The 16,614-nt window shown below is 57.9% G+C and carries 15 protein-coding genes; 5 read left to right on the top strand and 10 right to left on the bottom strand.

The window, feature by feature from the left end; genetic code table 11:
* The first annotated feature begins 16 nt into the window (after positions 1 to 16).
* From H1Y61_RS22225 to H1Y61_RS22215, 3 genes are read left to right on the top strand one after another with little or no spacing between them, the layout of a single operon-like run.
* A complete protein-coding gene (locus tag H1Y61_RS22225; protein WP_180574860.1) occupies positions 17 to 1,135 on the top strand; it encodes an ABC transporter ATP-binding protein in 1,119 nt (372 codons plus the stop codon).
* Positions 1,132 to 2,121 carry a carbohydrate ABC transporter permease gene (locus tag H1Y61_RS22220; RefSeq protein ID WP_180574859.1) on the top strand — a complete coding sequence of 330 codons (990 nt, stop codon included), beginning with the start codon at positions 1,132 to 1,134 and terminating at the stop codon, positions 2,119 to 2,121. The genes H1Y61_RS22225 and H1Y61_RS22220 overlap by 4 nt, the downstream gene beginning before the upstream one ends.
* Position 2,122: 1 nt before the next feature.
* Positions 2,123 to 3,175 carry a carbohydrate ABC transporter permease gene (locus H1Y61_RS22215; RefSeq protein WP_180574858.1) on the top strand — a complete coding sequence of 351 codons (1,053 nt, stop codon included), beginning with the start codon at positions 2,123 to 2,125 and terminating at the stop codon, positions 3,173 to 3,175.
* Positions 3,176 to 3,186: 11 nt separating this feature from the next.
* Here the strand turns inward: H1Y61_RS22215 and H1Y61_RS22210 are convergent, their stop codons facing one another.
* The 6 genes from H1Y61_RS22210 to H1Y61_RS22185 all read right to left on the bottom strand — a co-directional run bounded on the left by H1Y61_RS22210 (position 3,187) and on the right by H1Y61_RS22185 (position 10,333).
* On the bottom strand, positions 3,187 to 4,227 hold the full coding sequence (locus H1Y61_RS22210) for a LacI family DNA-binding transcriptional regulator (RefSeq protein WP_180574857.1): 1,041 nt from the start codon (positions 4,225 to 4,227) through the stop codon (positions 3,187 to 3,189).
* 58 nt (positions 4,228 to 4,285) lie between these two features.
* The gene (locus H1Y61_RS22205; RefSeq protein ID WP_180574856.1) at positions 4,286 to 5,422 is read right to left on the bottom strand and encodes a DUF3734 domain-containing protein; all 1,137 of its coding nucleotides are present in this window, start codon (positions 5,420 to 5,422) and stop codon (positions 4,286 to 4,288) included.
* 157 nt (positions 5,423 to 5,579) lie between these two features.
* The gene (gene adhP / locus H1Y61_RS22200) at positions 5,580 to 6,608 is read right to left on the bottom strand and encodes an alcohol dehydrogenase AdhP (RefSeq protein WP_012654080.1); all 1,029 of its coding nucleotides are present in this window, start codon (positions 6,606 to 6,608) and stop codon (positions 5,580 to 5,582) included.
* A 142-nt stretch (positions 6,609 to 6,750) separates the two neighbouring features.
* Positions 6,751 to 7,638, bottom strand: coding sequence for a dienelactone hydrolase family protein (locus H1Y61_RS22195; RefSeq protein ID WP_180574855.1), 888 nt, complete (start codon positions 7,636 to 7,638; stop codon positions 6,751 to 6,753).
* A gap of 116 nt (positions 7,639 to 7,754) precedes the next feature.
* Complete coding sequence (gene guaB / locus H1Y61_RS22190) at positions 7,755 to 9,245, bottom strand: IMP dehydrogenase (protein WP_041698961.1); 1,491 nt, start codon at positions 9,243 to 9,245, stop codon at positions 7,755 to 7,757.
* Between the two features lie 164 nt (positions 9,246 to 9,409).
* Positions 9,410 to 10,333, bottom strand: a complete 924-nt coding sequence (locus tag H1Y61_RS22185; protein ID WP_174112732.1) for a hydrogen peroxide-inducible genes activator — start codon at positions 10,331 to 10,333, stop codon at positions 9,410 to 9,412.
* A gap of 498 nt (positions 10,334 to 10,831) precedes the next feature.
* On the opposite strand from H1Y61_RS22185, the gene H1Y61_RS22180 reads away from it, so the two are divergent.
* Complete coding sequence (locus tag H1Y61_RS22180; protein WP_174112733.1) at positions 10,832 to 11,464, top strand: TetR family transcriptional regulator; 633 nt, start codon at positions 10,832 to 10,834, stop codon at positions 11,462 to 11,464.
* Positions 11,465 to 11,516: 52 nt separating this feature from the next.
* Here the strand turns inward: H1Y61_RS22180 and H1Y61_RS22175 are convergent, their stop codons facing one another.
* Positions 11,517 to 12,470 carry a LysR substrate-binding domain-containing protein gene (locus H1Y61_RS22175; protein WP_041698964.1) on the bottom strand — a complete coding sequence of 318 codons (954 nt, stop codon included), beginning with the start codon at positions 12,468 to 12,470 and terminating at the stop codon, positions 11,517 to 11,519.
* 226 nt (positions 12,471 to 12,696) lie between these two features.
* Here H1Y61_RS22175 and H1Y61_RS22170 point away from each other — a divergent pair, with 226 nt between their 5' ends.
* A complete protein-coding gene (locus H1Y61_RS22170) occupies positions 12,697 to 12,996 on the top strand; it encodes a DUF1127 domain-containing protein (RefSeq protein ID WP_174112734.1) in 300 nt (99 codons plus the stop codon).
* Positions 12,997 to 13,132: 136 nt separating this feature from the next.
* Here H1Y61_RS22170 and H1Y61_RS22165 read toward each other — a convergent pair whose 3' ends face one another.
* The 3 genes from H1Y61_RS22165 to H1Y61_RS22155 form a co-directional block, all read right to left on the bottom strand.
* Entirely contained in the window at positions 13,133 to 14,032 is a 900-nt protein-coding gene (locus tag H1Y61_RS22165; protein WP_180574854.1) for a DUF937 domain-containing protein, read from the bottom strand.
* Positions 14,033 to 14,304: 272 nt separating this feature from the next.
* The gene (locus tag H1Y61_RS22160) at positions 14,305 to 15,678 is read right to left on the bottom strand and encodes a glutamate--cysteine ligase (protein WP_180574853.1); all 1,374 of its coding nucleotides are present in this window, start codon (positions 15,676 to 15,678) and stop codon (positions 14,305 to 14,307) included.
* Positions 15,679 to 15,857: 179 nt separating this feature from the next.
* Positions 15,858 to 16,595: a 16S rRNA (uracil(1498)-N(3))-methyltransferase gene (locus H1Y61_RS22155; protein WP_174112736.1), complete on the bottom strand. Its 738-nt coding sequence runs from the start codon at positions 16,593 to 16,595 to the stop codon at positions 15,858 to 15,860.
* Positions 16,596 to 16,614 lie beyond the last annotated feature (19 nt).

Genomic DNA, 16,614 nt, shown 5'->3' with positions numbered 1-16,614 from the left:
CATCTGGGAGGATGATATGGGAGCGTTGACACTTAAGGATCTCAACAAGTCCTACGGCGCGGTTAAAGTGCTGCATGACATAGACCTGACCATCGAAGACGGCGAATTTGTCGTCTTCGTTGGCCCATCGGGCTGCGGAAAATCCACCCTGCTGCGGATCATCGCCGGATTGGAGGATGTGACGACAGGTGCGATCAACATCGATGGCCGAGACGTCTCGCAGCTGTCGCCTGCCGAGCGCAAGATCGCCATGGTGTTCCAGTCCTATGCGCTTTATCCGCATATGAGTGTGCGCAAGAATCTGGCCTTTGGGCTGGAAAACCTGAAATTCAAGCGTGCCGAAATCGAGGCGCGGATCGCCGAAGCGGCAAGGATGCTGGCCATCGAGCCTTATCTGGACCGCAAGCCGCGCCAGCTTTCCGGTGGTCAGCGCCAGCGCGTGGCGATTGGCCGGGCGATTGTGCGGGAGCCGGAAATCTTCCTGTTCGACGAGCCGCTCTCCAATCTGGATGCGGCCCTGCGGGTCCAGACACGGGCGGAAATTACCCGGCTGCACCGCGATATCAAGACGACGATGATCTACGTGACCCATGATCAGGTGGAGGCCATGACCATGGCCGACAAGATCGTCGTGTTGAAGGGTGGCCGGGTCGAGCAAGTGGGAACGCCGCTCGATCTGTTTAACAATCCTTGCAACCTGTTCGTGGCGGGCTTCCTCGGTTCGCCCCGCATGAACATGCTGAAAGGCCGGATCGTCGGCTTTCAGAAGGGCGAGGCGCTGATCGATGTTGGCTATCCACAGCAACTTACCGCTTCTGTCGATGAGACGGCGGCAAAGCCGGGCCAGGATATCATGGTCGGCATTCGCCCGGCGCATTTCGAGCGGGTCGAGACGGGCGGCCTGCCGTTCGTTGTCGGCTATTGCGAAAGTCTTGGGACTGAGACCTATCTCTATGGCCGGATGGAAGGGCAGGAGGAACAGGTCATTCTGCATCAGCCGGGCCATTTCGTTGCCTCGGAGAATAGCCGTTTGGCGGTCGCCCCGATGGCTGGCACGGTGCATGTGTTCGATCCGGCTTCCGGCCTGGCGCTGACCCGACGCCGCCAACAGGTCAGCGGAGGCCTTGCCGCATGAGCCAGCTTGCCGATATCGCTGACCGCGCTCTGAACCGCGTCATGCTGGTGGTGGAAGCGCCGCTGAACGGGCTGGAACGGCTGTTTGGCCGCAAGCGTATGCCCTATTTTTTCCTGGCGCCCAATCTGGTGCTGTTCGGCATTTTCACTTTTTTGCCGATTGCCATCTCCATCGGCTATGCCTTTACCGGTGGCACCAATCTATTCGTTTCCGATCGCCCCTATGTCGGGCTCGACAACTTCCGACAATTGCTGACCTGCGGCGATTATTTGCAGCCGGGGAGCTGCACGGAATCGCTGTTCTGGACGGCGATCTGGAACACGCTATGGTTTGTCGGCTTCAACGTTGTGGCGACCTTGCTGGTCTCGCTGATCACGGCGCTGATCCTCAACCGCGCCATGGTGGCGCGTGGGTTTTTCCGGGCGATGTTTTTTTATCCGGTGCTGCTGTCACCTGTGGTGATCGGCTTGATCTGGAAATGGTTTCTGGACCGCAACGGCTTGCTCAACGCCTTCCTGCAAATGCTCGGCGTGCCGCCGGAAATCTTTCTGCTGGAGGTCGGCTGGTCACGGTTTTTCGTCGTCGTGGTCTCCGTCTGGTTCCATATGGGCTTCTACACGCTGATCCTGCTGGCCGGATTGCAAGCCATTCCCAAAGATCTCTATGAGGCGGCGGCTATTGATGCTGCTACGCCGCGCCGGGTGCTGTTTCGCATCACCCTGCCGCTGCTCGCGCCCAACCTGTTGGTGGTGTTGATTTTGTTGATGATCCGTTCCGTGCAGATTTTCGATGAGGCCTGGGTGCTGACAAATGGCGGCGGGCCGGGGACGGCCAACAGTTTCATCGTGCAATATATCTACCAGATGGCGTTTGGCAGCGATCTTCGGCTGTTTGGTCTCGCCTCGGCGGCGGCAACCCTGATGGGCTGCGTGCTGCTGGTGCTGACCCTGTTGCAACTTGGCCTCTCCAAGAAAATGGAGCAGTGATATGAGCCTCAATCCCGTAACGTTCCTGACCCGTACCCGCCGCCAAGGTCGCATTGGCGTGACCGATGTGCTGGCCTGGCTCTGGCTGATCCTCGGCACACTGGCGGTGCTGGTGCCGGTGGTCTGGGCGGGTCTGTCCTCGATGAAACCGGCTGCCGAAATCACCCGTTTTCCACCGACGCTTCTGCCGCGAGACGCGGTGGAGGTGACGGTCAAGGGCTATGACAAGCCGCTCAGCCTCTGGCAGGTCAGCGTGGATGGCACGACCCGGCAGATGGCCATGGTCCGACGCATCGGCCTGAAGGCGCAGATGGTCGATCCCGAAAATCCGCAGGCGCCAGTCAGTGTCGATACCCGCACGATCACGCCGGTCCAGAGCCTGACGATTGCCACGGAAAACTACACCGACCCTTTGACCCGGTTTGCCTTCCTGACCTTCCTCAAGAACTCGGTTTTCGTCACCGTGGTGGCGACGGCTCTCACCCTGATCGTTAATGCCTTGGCGGCCTTCGCCCTGTCGAAATACCGGTTTCGGGGCGATAAGGCGGTGTTCGTGCTGATTATCTCGACCTTGATGATCCCGCTCACCGTTGTGATGGTGCCCGCCTATCTGGTCATTGTCGGGGTCGGGCTGGTGGATAACCTCTGGGGCGTGATCATCCCGACCATTGCTTCGCCGACCGGGGTGTTTCTGCTGCGGCAATATATGCTGACCATTCCCGACGAGTTGATCGAAGCGGCCCGGGTGGATGCGGCCAGTGAATTCAGGATCTTCTGGCGGATCGTCCTGCCGTTGACGGCGCCTGCGCTGGCGGTCCTGGCGATATTCTCGGTGCTGTGGCGCTGGAACGATTTTCTCTGGCCGCTAATCGTCCTCAGCAGCCGCGAGAATTTCACCCTTCAAGTCGGGCTCAATGCTTTTCAGGGCGAGTTTTCGGTGCAGTGGAATTACATCCTCGCCATGACCTTCCTCAGCTTGATGCCGGTGACGCTGGTCTTCCTGTTCCTGCAAAAATACATCACGACCGGCATTGCCGGGACGGGGATGAAATAAGCCTGTGAATGTTAACAGCGCGGCGGTGCGATGCTGCCGCGCAGCACCAGACGGCATCCCAGTTCCAGCCGATGGGCAGGCCGGAGCGGATCGATGGACACCAGTCGCTGCTCGATCAGGCTGAGAGCCGCAGCGCCAAGCCTTGCGCTGGGCAGTTGAATGGTTGAGAGCGGTGGAGTGCTGAATTCCCCGGGCAGGATATCATCGCAGCCCAGCACAGATATGTCTTCGGGAACCTTGATGCCTGCCTTGCTCAAGGTCTTGAGGCAGCCAAGCGCCAGATTATCGGCGGCGCAAAAAATCGCGGTGGCCTGCTTCAACGATGGGTCACGGGTCAGCAATTCGCGCAAAACCCTTTCGCCCTCGGCTGGCTCATAGCTCTCAGCCTCAACCACCATATCGATGGGGGCTGGCAATCCTGCGGCCAGAAAGGCATCAACATAGCCATCATAGCGGCGGCGGATGGTGGTGCGGCCGGGCCATGTCACATGCAGAATGCGACGGTGGCCAAGCGCCAGCAGATGTTCGATGGCCTGGCGCGCGCCGAACCGGTTTCCGGCGGTGACCGTATCGATCCGCATCGACGGATCTTCGCCATTGATGATCACAGATGGTATCGCCAATTGCGCCAGCGCGCGGATAAAGTCCGCCCTGTCGTCATTGATGATAACGATGCCATCGACTTTTTCAGCAACAGCAATCCGCTTCACCTCATTGGCGTCGATCCGGTTGCCCGGCGTGACGCAAGGGACGATGCGGATCGCCCGGCGCTCGCATTCCTCGCGCAGCCCATTCATCACGGTCCAACTGACCAGGTTGAGGTCGCTTTGCGGGGCAGCGTCGCCAGCAACGGCCAGAAGAATGCAGCGCAGCGTGGCAATGGTCGCCTTGTTGCGTCGTTTTTCCAGATAGCCCAGCCGTTGGGCAGAGGCGATCACCCGGTCGCGCACCTCTGCGGTTAGCGGTGCTGTGCCGTTCAGCGCATGTGAGGCTGTGCTGATCGAGACGCCGGCGTCCAGCGCCACGTTTTTCAGGCTGATCTTTGCTGTCACGCTTTATCCTCAAAGATGCGTGGATATGAGCGCAGCATAGTCCAGCAGCGCTGATAGGTCACGACCCGATACGACGACGTTCGCGACTCAAATCGAAGATCTGGATACCATCCCTTGGGCGGCCACGGTTGCGCCATTTCGGATGTTTCAGCGTGTAGGTGGCATCGTCGTAGCCTGCCTGCCAATGTTCGTTGATGGAGGCGCGCGAAAATTCATAGTCCATCGAATGGGTGGCGTGGGCGGCGCGCCGGTGAATGAGATGGACGATGGTGACGTCATATTCCTGGCCAATGGAGCGCAGCAACTTGGCATCCTCGTCATCGCGAAATTCCGGCGGCAGCTTGTCCAGCAGGCGTTTGGCGGCCCGGCGGATCACCTGCTTGCGGGCGAATTCATCGGTATTCATGCGGGTTCGGCTGGAAAAACGGATCTCCTTGGTGCGGCTTTCCACCTCGAACTGGTCCTTTGGCATGTCGCCACGCGCGCTGAACAGATCGACCTGGAAAATGTCGAGATCCCTTTGGCTTTCATTGGTTTCCAGCACATGCTGCAAGGGCGTGTTCGAGACCAATCCGCCATCCCAATAAAACCGGCCATCGATTTCAACCGGTGGAAAACCGGGCGGCAGCGCGCCGGAAGCAGCGATATGGCGGGCATCGAGCCTGGTGTGACGATTGTCGAAATAGGCGAAATTGCCGGAGAGAACGTCCACAGCGCCGAGGCTGAGACGTGTCGTGCCGTCATTCAGCAATTTGAAATCGATCAGATTGTTCAGCGTCTTGATTAGCGGTTCGGTGTCATAAACGCTGACGCGGTAATCGGGATTGAGCAACACTTGCTGCGGGGTGGGCAGACGCGGCGAAAAGAAACCGGGAGCGCCGAACAACATGCCGGTCAGCGCCGAAAGATCGTTGGTGGTGCGCCGCGACGCGGTGTCCTGATCGCCAAGGTTGAAATTCAGCTGTGAAGACACCATGTCCCAGAAGGCGCGCAGGTTTTCCACCCGTTTTTCCCTGGGGCTGCCAGCAATCAGCGCCGAGTTGATCGATCCGATGGAAATACCGGCCAGCCAGTCTGGATCGACATCATGGGCATGAAGAGCCTCATACGCGCCTGCCTGATAAGCACCCAAAGCCCCCCCACCCTGAAAGACAAAAATACGATCAGTGGCGGCATTGGTCTCGGACGACAGCATCGGCATTCACCATGGATTATTGCATTGCGGTGAAGATAGCCGTTTTTCCGCGCTATTCCAGTATCTTGCCGCCACACTTATCGTTTATGGCGAAATAATTTGCTCTGCTTCATGCATGAGATCCGTGCGCCGGTAAGGCGCACGGATCTGGTTATGATCAGGCGGCCAGATCAAGCACGATCCGTCCATCGATCTTGCCTTCGCGCATGCGGTCAAAAATCGCATTGATATTTTCCAGCTTGTCCCAGGAGAAATGGGCTGCGACCTTGCCTTCACCGGCAAATTGCAGCGATTCCTCAAGATCCTGCCGGGTGCCGACAATCGAGCCACGCACGGTGATGCGCTTCAGCACGGTTTCGAACACAGGCAGCGAAATGAAGCCCGGCGGCAGACCGACCAATGCCATCGTGCCCTTGGAGCGCAGGAAGCCATAGGCCTGTTCCATCGCCTTGGGGGAAACTGCTGTCACCAGTGCGCCGTGAACGCCGCCGGTGGCTTTCTGCACCTGCTCGATAGCGTCGGCTGCCCGGCCATTGACGACCACATCGGCCCCCAGCTTCTTGGCCAGTTCCAGCTTGTCATCGAAAATATCGGCGGCAACCACATGCATGCCCATGGCCTTGGCATATTGCACAGCCATATGACCAAGCCCGCCAATGCCTGAAATCACCACCCATTCGCCGGGCCGCACTTCGGTTTCCTTCAGTCCTTTATAGACGGTGACACCTGCGCAGAGAATGGGCGCAGCGGCACCGAATTCCAGGTTGTCAGGCAGGCGGCCAACATAGTCTGGATCGGCGAGTCCATATTGGGCAAAGGTGCCGTTAACCGAATAGCCGGTATTCTGCTGGCTGCCGCACAGCGTTTCCCAGCCGGTGCGGCAGGGATTGCAGCAGCCGCAGGCGGTATGCAGCCAGGGAACGCCAATCCGGTCGCCTTCCTTGATCCGGGTGACACCCGCGCCGAGCTTGGCGACAAAGCCAACGCCTTCATGGCCGGGAATGAATGGTGGGTTGGGCTTGACCGGCCAGTCGCCGCTGATGGCGTGCAGGTCGGTATGGCAAACGCCGGTCGCCGCATATTTGACCAGGATTTGGCCCGGACCGGGTTCGGGGATCGGCATTTCCTCAATGGTCAGCGGCTTGCCGAATTCGCGCGCAACAGCGGCTTTCATCATCGATGCCATGATTTCCTCCATAGAAATTGATGTTTTAAAAACTCAACATCGTGTCCCGGCTCATGCTGAGACTATGGAGGACCCTAGTGTAGGGCGGGGCGATTGCTTTTGATTGATATCAATCCGCCCCGCTTTGTTATGGCAGGTATTCCTATGCCAGGTTCTTTTTCAGAAAGGCCACGGTGCGCGACCAGGCAAGCTCTGCGGCCTCCTTGTTATAGCGGGCCGCCGACGTGTCATTGTTGAAGGCATGGTTGACGCCGTCATAGACGAAGATCTCGGCTTGCTTACCATTGGCCTCAAGCGCCTTGCGATAGGCATCGATCCCGGCATTGATGCGCTCGTCAAGCCCAGCGTAATGCAGCATCAAGGGTGCATTGATGGCCGGCACCTGATCGGCGGGCGGCTGGGCACCGTAATAGGCGACACCCGCCCCAAGCAGCGGTGAGGCGATGGCCAACCGGTTGACCATGCCACCGCCCCAGCAAAAGCCGATGGCACCAACCTTACCGTTGACGCCCTTCACGGCAGCGAGATAGGCGCGGCTGGCCTCCGCATTGTTCACCGTAGCGCCGAGGTCGAGCGTGGTGAACATGTCGCGGGCCTTGTCTTCGTCCTCCGGCGTGCCGCCCTGTGGCGACAGAAAATCCGGTGCCAGCGTAACGAAGCCTTCTAGCGCCAGCCGGCGTGTCACATCCTGGATGTGCGGATTGAGGCCACGGTTCTCGTGGATGACGATCACGCCGGGCAATGCGGACTTAGCGTCTTTCGGGGTCACCAGATAGCCCTTCATCTCGCCGCTTGCGCCTGGATAAGTAACCATTGACGCGGTCAATCGTTCATCGTTTTCCGGCGTCAGCGCTGCATTGGCCCTGTTAGCGGCCAGCATCGGCATAATGGCTGCGGCAGCGGCACCCGAACCGGCAAGCTTGGTGAGTTTTTCCATGAAGCCTCGGCGGTCGAGGCTGAGATGGGTATACTCATCATAGGCGTTGATCATCGCTTGGGTGATCGCTGGGGTAACGGCTGGCTTTTCCATCGGTGTCCTCCACAAGGTTGTCCAGTCTAAAAGATAGAAAACCCGAACCGGCATCCAATGTTCATGGGAGGCCAATCCGGGTTTTCTTCAACACTTATTCGTGACCGCGACGTCTTTTATGCAGCGCCCGGATAGTTGGGGCTTTCGCGGGTGATGGTGACACCGTGAGGATGGCTTTCGCGCAGGCCCGCGCCGGAAATCCGCACAAAGGTGGCCTTTTCCTGGAAATCCTTGATGTCCTTGCCGCCGACATAGCCCATGGCCGCCTTGAGACCGCCCGCCAACTGGTGCAGCACGGCGGAGACCGGACCCTTATAAGGCACCTGGCCTTCGATGCCTTCCGGCACCAGCTTCAGCGTATCGCGCACTTCCGCCTGGAAATAGCGGTCCGCCGAGCCGCGCGCCATGGCACCGACCGAGCCCATGCCGCGATAGGCCTTGAAGGAACGGCCCTGATAGAGAAACACTTCGCCGGGGCTTTCATCCGTGCCGGCCAGCAGTGAACCGACCATGACGGCGGATGCACCGGCAGCAATCGCCTTGGCCAGATCGCCGGAGAATTTCACGCCGCCATCGGCGATAACAGGAATATCAAGCTTATGAGCTGCTTCGACCGCTGCCATGATCGCCGCCAGTTGCGGCACGCCGACGCCTGCGACGATACGGGTCGTGCAGATTGAGCCAGGGCCGATGCCGACCTTTACACCATCGGCACCCGCATCGATCAGGGCGCGGGTACCGTCGCCGGTTGCGACATTACCAGCAATGATCCGAACCGAGTTGGACATTTTCTTCACGGCGGTCACGGCATCCAGCACCCGCTGCGAATGGCCGTGAGCGGTATCAACAACGATCACATCGACACCAGCCTCGATCAGCCGTTCGGCCCGTTCGCGTCCATCATCGCCGGTGGAAATGGCGGCGGCGACCCGCAGGCGGCCCTGAAAATCCTTGGCGGCGTGCGGGTTTAGCTGCGACTTTTCGATATCCTTGACGGTGATCAGGCCGACGCAGCGGCCTTCATTGTCCACCACCAACAGCTTTTCGATCCGGTGGCTATGCAGGAGACGCTTGGCTTCCTGCTGCTCGACGCCATCCTTGACGGTGATCAGGTTATCGCGGGTCATCAATTCATGGATCTTCTGGGAATGATCCGAGGCAAAGCGCACATCGCGATTGGTGAGAATGCCGACCAGGCGACCGGGACGGCCACCGTTTTCGACGACCGGAATGCCGGAAATGCCGTGGGCTTTCATCAGGCCGAGTGCTTCGGCGAGCGTCGCATCCGGATGGATGGTCACCGGATTGATCACCATGCCGCTTTCGAATTTCTTGACCTGGCGAACCTCTTCGGCCTGTTCGGTTGGTGTCAAATTGCGGTGGATAACCCCAAGGCCGCCAGCCTGGGCCATGGCAATCGCCAGCCGGCTTTCGGTGACTGTATCCATGGCGGAGGACAGGATGGGCAGCGAAAGATCGATGTCCTTGGCGATGCGGGTGGAAATATTCGTCTGGCCCGGCATGACTTCCGAATGTCCGGGCTGGAGGAGAACATCGTCAAAGGTGAGCGCTTCTGCGCCGGTTGCCGAAATTACGATCCGTGCCATGCCAATATCCTTCATATGAATAGGCAGAGTCCTCCAGAAAAGCGATTTTCCTCTGGATTCCTTTGCATGTAATGCTTGGAGGTTGGCGAGGGCTGGTAACACGTTCATGACAGGAAGGGAATAGCAAAAGCATGGATTGTGGATGACATCAGTCATCCCCCGTTTTAGAGATCCTGCCGCGGTTCCGAGGGTGTCGATTTTTCCCGCGCGCTGGCGGCAAGACCATCGGCAAGTGCTTCCATATCCGCTTGGCGGGCGCTGGATCGCCGCCAGATCAGGCCGATTTCGCGGTAGGGTGGCGGATCGGTAAAGGGAATGATGCGGAGCTTGTTGCGGCTGGTTTCGGTCTCGATCGCCATTTCGGGGATCAGCGTCATGCCCATATCATGGGACACCATCTGGAGCAGTGTCGCCATCGACGTTGCGCCAAAATTGACCATGCTGCGCCGGCTGGCGGTTTTGCAGACGGCCAGTGCCTGGTCACGCAGGCAATGACCCTCTTCCAGCAGCAGCAACCGGTCGGTATCCACGTCCGCCTCCACCAGGGGTGATAGAAGCACGGCGTCGTCATTACGGGCCACGGCCATGAAAAACCGATCGACCAGCAGGCTGCGGCAGACCAGAGCGTCCGCCTCAACTGGCAGCGCCGCGACGACCGCATCCAATTTGCCCTCATTGAGGTCGGACAGCAGTCGATCTGTGATTGCTTCTTTAAGCTCAATCTCGATCAGAGGATGATTTTGCCGCAGATAAGGCACCATGCGCGGCACCATATAGGGGGCGACGGTCGGAATGATGCCAATCCGCACCAGGCCTTCCAACATGCCACCATTGTTGCGCGCCGCCTGTTCCAGCCGATCTATTCCCGCCAGCACTTCGCGCACATGGGCCAGGATTTCTAGTCCCTTGGTGGTCAGGATCGTGCTGGCGCGCGTACGCTCGATCAGCATCACACCCAGATGTTTTTCCATTTCCATGATCTGCGCCGACAGTGCCGGTTGGCTGACATGGACAAGATCGGCAGCCCGGCCGAAATGGAGTGTGGTGGCGAGGGCATCGAAATAGCGCATTTGACGTATGGTCAGCATGATAGGATTTCCAAATCGTATTTAAAAATAAATACGATTGGAAATTATCGGCCGTCAATGGAACACTGCAGTCATTGAGACGAAACACTGTTTTAAAATCAATTTTGACGAAGACGGCCTTCCAAAGGAGGACGCCATGATGGATTTCACGGACAATAAAGACCACAGCCGGCATTCAGGTGCCGGAACCGATCATCGGGTGTCAACTGGCGTATTTCAAACTGGTACATCCAGACGATGAAGCGGGTATTCATACTGCCTTAATGCAGTTTCCGGCTTCGAAGCAGATATGATCCCAGCATCGCCGCTGAAGAGCCCTACACGTATCTGTTTCGAAAGGGGGCGTCAGAAGCCGTTTTGATACGGTTTCTGACCCCCTGTTTTGTATGGGTTTACTAATTTGCATTAATCAAAACTGAACACCCTTCCAATAGAGCCCTTACCTGTGGTCCACATGATGTGGAAATTATCCTGGGACAGGACGGAATGGTGACGGCGATGAAAATGCCGATTGAAAGCTCGCGAATCAATCCACGTAAGCAGCCAAAACAGAAGCGCAGTATCCAGCGTGTCGAAAATATTCTGAATTCGGCTGAGTTTCTTATTATCAAGCATGGGGTTTCCCAATTGCGCATGACGGATATTGCCGCCAATGCCGGCGTACCTGTGGGTTCCGTCTACCAATTCTTTCCGCAGAAAGCGGCTGTGCTTAAAGCCATCATGGATATGCGCCTGACCAGTTTGGCCGAGGATATTACCACGCAGTTAACGGATGTGCGCGACGAAGCGGATGCGCGCGCCCGTTTGGTCGATCTGATCGAACGTGGTGCGCGCCTGCACCGTGACAATCCGCTGTGTCGCGAGTTCTGGATCGCAATGTCGACCGATCCCGATCTCGGCGCGATGCAATACAAGGCTCAGGAAGACATTGGCGCGTTGGCGATGAGATGGCTGGGGCCATTTGCCAGTGACGGGGATGGACAAGGCAAACACAATCGTTTCCTGCTGGTTGCGGTGCTGAGTGGAGCGGTTTTCCGCGCCATCGCCGAGAAGCATGAGCGAGCCTGGGCGATGTTGGACGAGTGGAAAAAGGCCGCATGCGCCATGCTGTTTCAACCCGCTCAAAAGTGATTGTCTCGGGTCCTGAGGCAATACGAACGGTCATTTTCAATGAAACGTCGTATTACCAGCCGGGGATCATATGTCCCGCCCGCAGGCGCGGATAGTAACGGGAATAGGTTTTCGTTTCTCCGTCCATGTCGTCTTCGATGGCCGTCGGGTTGATATTGTCGAGGCAAGCGGCGATATGGTCGGTGATGGCGTTCATCAGCGAGGGTGACATGCCGGGACGTTTCATGATGCCGATCTGCACGGGCGGCAGTGGCGGAAAGCCATCCAACTGGCCCAGCACTTTCATACCGGTTCGCAGCGCCGATTCCGGCAAAACAGAAACGGCCAAGCCAGCCAGCACTGCGGCGGCGACCACGGTCGATGACCAACTGGTGAACAGGATCTGATAGTCGCGCCCGTCGGCATCGAGCGCCGAACAGGCCAACTGTCGCCAATTGCAATCGCGCCGTCCAACCGCGAGCGGTACGGGCGCATCATCGCGCAGGGGGTGGTTGGCCGAAGCCACCCAGCAAAGCGGTTCGGTGCGCATCACATCGGATTGTCTGGTCGCCGGGTTATGGGTCACAAGTGCGATGTCTAACTCACCTCTGGCCATTTTTTCGGCCAGGTCGGAGGATGGTTCGCAAACGATGTAAAGCTCTACATTGGGATGGGTCTTGGCGAAACGGCCAATAATTTCCGGCATGTAGCGGTCAGCATAATCATCCGGCGTGCCGATCCGCAACGTGCCTTCCAACCGGTTGTCGTCGAAGGCTGCAATCGCCTCGCTGTTCAGCCGGACGATCCGCCGGGCATAGTTCAGCAGTTTTTCGCCTTCCGCAGTCAGCCGGTTGCCACGCCCGTCCTTGATGAACAATTGCTTGCCGATCCGCTCTTCCAGGCGGCGCATCTGCATGGAAACGGCTGACTGGGTCTTGAAGACCCGCCCTGCCGCCTTGGTAAAACTGCCAGTATCGACGATGGCGATGAAGGTTTGCAACTGGTCTGTATCGAGAGGTGCGGACATGGCGGACATTCCATCAGTTGGATTGATGATTACCATTAGAAACATTCACTGGACTGATCAATAGAAATTCGGCAAATCTTAAACTGCAAAGTATCAATCGACGCCACGAGTGACCAACTGATGTTCAGTTGTCGCGGTGTCCTCCAACCCCTTCACGGCGTCCCTCCGGCTTGGTTTTCCAAGTGCGGCCGCCCCTTCTCGTGCCGAATTCGAAAGGACTATTGTCATGCGCACGACCAGACAGATCACCGTAGCGGCTTTTCCTCACGCAGAGGGCGCGGTCATCGCAGCCCTTCGCGCCATTGTCTTGACAGTGAATTCTGTGCTGCGCACGCTCACCAACCGCCGCGCGGCTCTTAAGCTCGCGGATCTCGACGACTACCTTCTGCATGATGTCGGTTTGACCCGAGCTGAGCTGGAGGCCGAATTGTCGAAGTCCGGGCCACTTGAAGATCCGTCGGCAAAGCTTGCAGGTCTCGCGCGCGCCAGGACCCGCAAACAGGTGAGCACGCTTTCTCTCGGCTGAAATATCCCCTTTCCACCCGCCATCCCCGCAGGGCGAAAAGCCAATCGGCCCTGCTTTTGCCCGGCAACAGGTCACTGTTGCCGGGTCTTTTTTGTGTGCCGACCAATGTTTGGCGGGCCGTTATTGCGTTTTATCGTCAGTGCTTGGAATGAGTGGCGCCTTCGTCCGATTCGGCACGAGCATCCTTGCCCGGCGCCGTCACATAGGTTTCGAAGATCTGTTCCACGCTTTTCTGATAGCTTTTCTGCACGTTCAGACCACTATCGAACATCGTGTTGACGATATCCATCATCGATTTTCTGGCCTCGGCTTCCGGGCTTGGCTTTGGTGGTTCTGCTTTCGGCGCTTGCCCCATCGAACCACTGACCATGTCCTGCCAGGCTTTGGTGAAGGGATTGTCCAGGAAAGGGTTCGTTTCGGTCTTGGGTGCTGCCTTGGCCGCGCTTATGCCCATCATTTGCTGCCAGGCGGCAATGAAGGGATTGTCGAAGGGACCGGGCGATGTTGGTTGAGCTTTCGGTGAAAATCCCGTTGCCTGAAGCCATTCCTGGATCATCCCAGCCATTGGGCCAGCCATCGGGTTATTGGCAAAGGGATTGCTGGCCTGCTGCATCTGTCCAAGGCTCTGCTTGAACAATCCACCCATGATCGTATCGGCCATAGCCGGCAGCATGCGTTTCAGAATGTCCTGGCCGATGCCGGTGATCTGGGCCGCCTGGGCGGCGACAGCGCGCGACACCTCTTTGGAGCCGAACAATTGTTGCAGAACCTGATTGCCGTCGGCAATGCCCTGAGGCGTAAAGGCCTTGCCCATATCTTCGAAATACTGGGCATAATTGCCGGACGATAAGGCAGCAAACAGGCTTGACAGATCATAGGGATTGGCGGCGGTGCGCTTGAACCCGGAGGAAAAAGCCGGCGTCAATGCGGCAAGCGCCTGCGCTACCTGTTCTTGGGCAAGCCCGAACTGCTTTGCCATGGCGTCCATGGCCGCGCCATTCTGTGCTCTTAACAGCATATCAAACAGTGGCAACATTTGCATTCGCTCCCCGGCACATAGCCTTTTTATACGGTATTCATGCGTTGGCGATAGTCCGCATGGTGAGCCGGTGGCTCCAAAACGCCATATGCTTGATCGCCCCGAGCCTTATGCTCCTGTTTTTCAGCATGGTTCATGACATTGCACCCGCCAATTCCCATCAGCTTGATTCAAGGAGAAAATCACACGAAAGCCACTATAGCGGGAAATATCCCGCTGCAAATCGTTTTTTTAAGCAAGCACAAGGGTTTGGGGGTGGGGTGCCGACCTCAATATTGATAGGCGGAAAATACAGGTTCTACCTGGCCATCCCACGGGCCATGATAGAGATCCAGCATGTCCTGCGCCAGGGAATGGCCTCGTTCCAAGATACTGTCCAGCGGTTGCAGATAGATCGATTCGTCTTGGCCCTCCGCATTCAGCCGGGCGCGCGCCACAAGACCAGCCCTCGACAAGGCCAGTAAATCGCGGCTCACATCCAGAACGGAGCGGCCCTCTACGGTGGCATCGAAGCCGAGCGTTGGAACGGTATCACGAAGTGCTGTTACCGTTGCCAAATCCCAACCAGACGTCAGATTGTCAGCCGCCGCAAGCGCGGTATCGTCATACAGCAGCCCGACCCAGAAAGCCGAAAGCGCCATAATATGGCTTTGCGGGCCGCCATCGGCCAATCGCATTTCCAGGAATCGTTTCAGGCGGACATCGGGAAACAGCGTTCCCAGATGATTGGTCCAGTCTCCCATCGTCGGCTGCCAGGCGGCGATTTCGCCCTTCAAACCGCCCGCCATGAATTGGCGGAAAGTGATATGGGTACAGTCGTGATAACGGCCATCCCGCATGACGAAATACATCGGCACATCAAGCGCCCATTCGACATAATCAATAAAACCGAAATCCGGTTTGAACACGAAGGGCAGCAGGCCGGAGCGGCGATTGTCGGTATCGCGCCAGATCTCGCCGCGCCAGGACAGCAGGCCATTGGGCTTGCCTTCGGTAAAGGGCGAGGCGGCAAACAGCGCCATGGCGATGGCTTGCAGCCTGGTGGAAACCCGCATCTTGGTGCGCATGTCGGCTTCTGATGAAAAGTCGAGATTGACCTGGATCGTCGAGCTTCGATACATCATGTCCAGGCCCTTCGAGCCGACCTTCGGCATGTAGCGGGTCATGATGTCATAGCGGGATTTCGGCATGCGCGGCGTCTGCTCCAGGGTCCAGAGCGGGCTGCCGCCCATGCCTAGAAAGCGGATCCCCATCGGCTCGGCGACTTCCCGCAGGATTTCGAGATGCTGGAGGGTTTCGCCCGCTGTTTCATGCAGGGTCTCCAGGGCGGCGCCCGACAGTTCGAACTGCCCGCCTGGCTCAATGGAAATCGCACCTTGGCCACTGCCACCGGCCAGGCCAATGATGTTTCCGCCATCGATGATCGGTTCCCAGCCAAGCCGGGCCTGCATGCCGTTCAGTAGCGCTGAAATGCTGGCTTCGCCGAAATAGGGAACGGGCGAGAGATCAGCGGTGAAAAAACCGAATTTTTCATGCTCCGTGCCGATGCGAAATGTTTCTTTCGGCTTGCACCCCTCAGCCATATAGGCCGCCATGTCCTCAATCGAGGTCAGGGGCGTGTCATCGGTTGTATCGCGAGCCATGAAGCCGACCTTGTTCTGCTACAGGTTTTTGTTTTCACATCGGACCGAAAACCCGTTTCCACTTTTCGGCCCGATGCGTTACCGAGGGTTGATAGGGCTGAACCCGGCGGCTGCGCAAGCGAATTTTGCGATTTGAACGTTCAACAATATTGAACGAGATATGCCGGGTTGTTTCAAGTTCATTTCCAATCACCGATGCTGGCCTGAACCACGGCCAGAGCCGCAACGGCTGCGGTATCGGCGCGCAGAATGCGTGGCCCCAGCGGAATGGCGGTGACAAAGCCGAGGCTGCGCAACAGACTGCGTTCCTCATCGGAAAATCCACCTTCTGGCCCAACCAGCAATGCCAGTTGCCGTTCCTCGATTGCCGCCAGCGCTGGCATCGGATTGTCTGTGGCGCTGTCCTCGTCACAGAAAATGATCCGATGGCTGGCAGGCCAGGTTTCCAGCAGGTCCTTGAGCTTGACCAGCGGTGCAACCTTTGGAATGGAAAGGATGCCGCATTGCTCGGCTGCCTCGATCACATTGGCCTGCAAGCGCTCAATACTGCCGATCCTGCCCTGAACATGCTGGGTCATGACGGGCTGGAGCGCACCGGCGCCCATTTCCACCGCCTTCTGGACGAGATAGTCCATCCGTCCGACTTTCAGCGGCGCAAACAGAAATGTCAGGTCGCTGGGGCGGGGCTGCGGGCGGGTTTGGCTCTGCGGGATCAGCGCGATCCGTTTGCGGGTCGGAAAGGCAAGGCTTGCCTTCCATTCGCCATCGCGGCCATTGAAGACAAGCACTTCGGCACCTTCGGTGAGGCGCAGAACATTGGCGAGATAGTTATACTGTTCCGGTGTCGTCGCCACTGGGTTTGCCGCTTCCAGCCCGGCCTCGACATAGAGTCTCTGCATCTTGTAATTTGCTCGCATGCCTTATGACCGTCTCACA

Source organism: Agrobacterium vitis, assembly GCF_013426735.1.
In the GTDB taxonomy this organism is placed as follows: Bacteria; Pseudomonadota; Alphaproteobacteria; order Rhizobiales; family Rhizobiaceae; genus Allorhizobium; species Allorhizobium vitis_D.
Note: the sequence above shows the minus strand (reverse complement) of the source record. Positions and strands in the feature narration are given on the sequence as shown.

Bases quoted from the DNA above. Each gene is read 5' to 3' on its own strand.
- H1Y61_RS22185 (WP_174112732.1), bottom strand. From the start codon at position 10,333: ATGCTGACCATACGTCAAATGCGCTATTTCGATGCCCTCGCCACCACA.
- H1Y61_RS22155 (WP_174112736.1), bottom strand. From the start codon at position 16,595: ATGCGAGCAAATTACAAGATGCAGAGACTCTATGTCGAGGCCGGGCTG.
- H1Y61_RS22170 (WP_174112734.1), top strand. From the start codon at position 12,697: ATGCGCACGACCAGACAGATCACCGTAGCGGCTTTTCCTCACGCAGAG.
- H1Y61_RS22160 (WP_180574853.1), bottom strand. From the start codon at position 15,678: ATGGCTCGCGATACAACCGATGACACGCCCCTGACCTCGATTGAGGAC.
- H1Y61_RS22165 (WP_180574854.1), bottom strand. From the start codon at position 14,032: ATGTTGCCACTGTTTGATATGCTGTTAAGAGCACAGAATGGCGCGGCC.
- H1Y61_RS22180 (WP_174112733.1), top strand. From the start codon at position 10,832: ATGAAAATGCCGATTGAAAGCTCGCGAATCAATCCACGTAAGCAGCCA.
- guaB (WP_041698961.1), bottom strand. From the start codon at position 9,245: ATGGCACGGATCGTAATTTCGGCAACCGGCGCAGAAGCGCTCACCTTT.
- H1Y61_RS22175 (WP_041698964.1), bottom strand. From the start codon at position 12,470: ATGTCCGCACCTCTCGATACAGACCAGTTGCAAACCTTCATCGCCATC.
- H1Y61_RS22195 (WP_180574855.1), bottom strand. From the start codon at position 7,638: ATGGAAAAGCCAGCCGTTACCCCAGCGATCACCCAAGCGATGATCAAC.
- H1Y61_RS22205 (WP_180574856.1), bottom strand. From the start codon at position 5,422: ATGCTGTCGTCCGAGACCAATGCCGCCACTGATCGTATTTTTGTCTTT.
- adhP (WP_012654080.1), bottom strand. From the start codon at position 6,608: ATGGCATCGATGATGAAAGCCGCTGTTGCGCGCGAATTCGGCAAGCCG.
- H1Y61_RS22215 (WP_180574858.1), top strand. From the start codon at position 2,123: ATGAGCCTCAATCCCGTAACGTTCCTGACCCGTACCCGCCGCCAAGGT.
- H1Y61_RS22225 (WP_180574860.1), top strand. From the start codon at position 17: ATGGGAGCGTTGACACTTAAGGATCTCAACAAGTCCTACGGCGCGGTT.
- H1Y61_RS22220 (WP_180574859.1), top strand. From the start codon at position 1,132: ATGAGCCAGCTTGCCGATATCGCTGACCGCGCTCTGAACCGCGTCATG.